The organism is Nocardiopsis trehalosi NBRC 14201, from assembly GCF_001552555.1.
Taxonomy (GTDB): Bacteria; Actinomycetota; Actinomycetes; order Streptosporangiales; family Streptosporangiaceae; genus Nocardiopsis_B; species Nocardiopsis_B trehalosi.
In genome coordinates, this window is the sequence record NZ_BCRK01000348.1 from 1 (window position 1) to 1569 (window position 1569).

A 1569-nucleotide genomic window follows, 5' to 3' on the forward strand; every position below is an offset into this window, starting at 1 on the left:
CCCGGTGGTGGTTTGGGTGGGTGGTGGGGTGGGGGTGGGGAGTTCGGGGTTTCCGCGGAAGTGGTTGATGGTGGCGACGGCGGAGTCGACGGTGATGGTCTGGAAGGTGGCTTGGAAGGCGCCTGCGGTGGCGGTGTGGCCGCCGGCTTTCCAGCCTTCGGGGGTGAGGAGGGCGTTGGTGGTGCCTTCGCCGAGGTAGCCCTCGAGGGCGCCGGAGGCGGCGCCCAGGCCGAGGATCTCGGCTTTGATGATGGGGCGGGTCATGTATTCGGCGGTGTTGCCGGTGAGGGTGGTGGGGACGGTGTGGGCGAGGTGGTTGCGGGTGGGGGGTGGTAGGGGGGTGGTGTCGAGGAGGTTGCGCAGGTGGTGGTTGAGGTCGGGGCGGCCCCAGTGGGTCATGAGGGTGTCGGCGTAGTCGTTGCCGAGGGTGCGGGCGTTGGCGGTGCCGAGGGTGTCGCCGTAGTGGCGGGCGAAGACGTCGGCGAGGTCGTCGCGGAGGTGGTTGTTGGTGAGGGTGTTGTCGAAGGCGGTCTTGCCGGCGGGGGGGTTGAAGGTGGCGGCGAGGTCGCGGTCGTATCGGTTGAAGATCTCGGCGAGGTCGCGGTTGATGTTGAGGTCGCCGGGGTCGAACTTGGGCGCGGGGACGTCGGGTGCGGCCTCGGGCTTGGGCTCGGGTGCGGTCTCGGGCTTGGGTTCGGGGGTGGTCTCGGGCTTGGGTTCGGGACCCGTGTCGGGTTTGGGTTCGGGGTTGTCGGGTTTGGGTTCGGGGGTGTCGGGTTTGGGTTCGGGACCCGTGTCTGGTTTGGGGGGTGGGGGGTCGATGCGGGGGGGTGGGGGCAGGTCGGCGAGGTTGTTGAGGTTGTCTCGGAGGACGTTGCGGATCTGGTGGCTGAAGAGTCCGTCGACGATGCCGGAGAGGCCGGCGGAGATGAGTCCGGAGATGCCGGCGCCGCCGTGGGCGAGGCGGGTCATGTTCCAGTCCTGCTTCTTGCGGACTCCGGCGTCGATCTGGGCGCGTTGGATGACGGAGTCGAAGGAGGCGAAGAGCTGTTCGACGATCTGGTGGCTGGGGGCGGTGATGAGGAGCCAGGCGAGGATGCGTTGGATGGCGACGGAGCGGATGTATTTGAAGCCGGGGATCCAGGAGAGGCTGGCGCCCATGGTCCAGTAGGCCATGGCGATGCACCAGGCGATCTCGATGAGGAGCTGGATGAGTTCGACCAGGGCCATCCAGGACATGTATTCGGCGTTGGCGGCGCCTTCGCGGAGGGTGTCGGCGCCGTCGCGGGCGGTTTTTCCGCCTTTGCCGATGTAGTCGTTTTCTCCGGTGGTGAATTGGGCGACGGAGGTGTCGTAGTAGTGGGCGGCGACGCCGGAGAAGTCGGTGCGGATCTTGCGGCGGATCTGGTCGAGGAGGTCGCGGAGTTGGACGAGGGTGGTGGCGACGCGTTCTTGGTGGGTGGCGAGTTGGCGCATGCCTTGGGGGTCGGCGGAGGGGATCTCGATGCCGAGGAGCCATTTGGCGGTTTCGCGGACCCATTGGGCGGTGTCGGGACCGAAAGGAGGCAT

At 67.6% G+C, this 1569-nt stretch carries 1 protein-coding gene; it reads right to left on the minus strand.

Annotated elements, in window-relative coordinates; translation table 11 throughout:
• Positions 1-1569: procyclic acidic repetitive family protein (locus NT8_RS30215; protein WP_281203546.1), on the minus strand; the 1569-nt coding region annotated here is incomplete at both ends.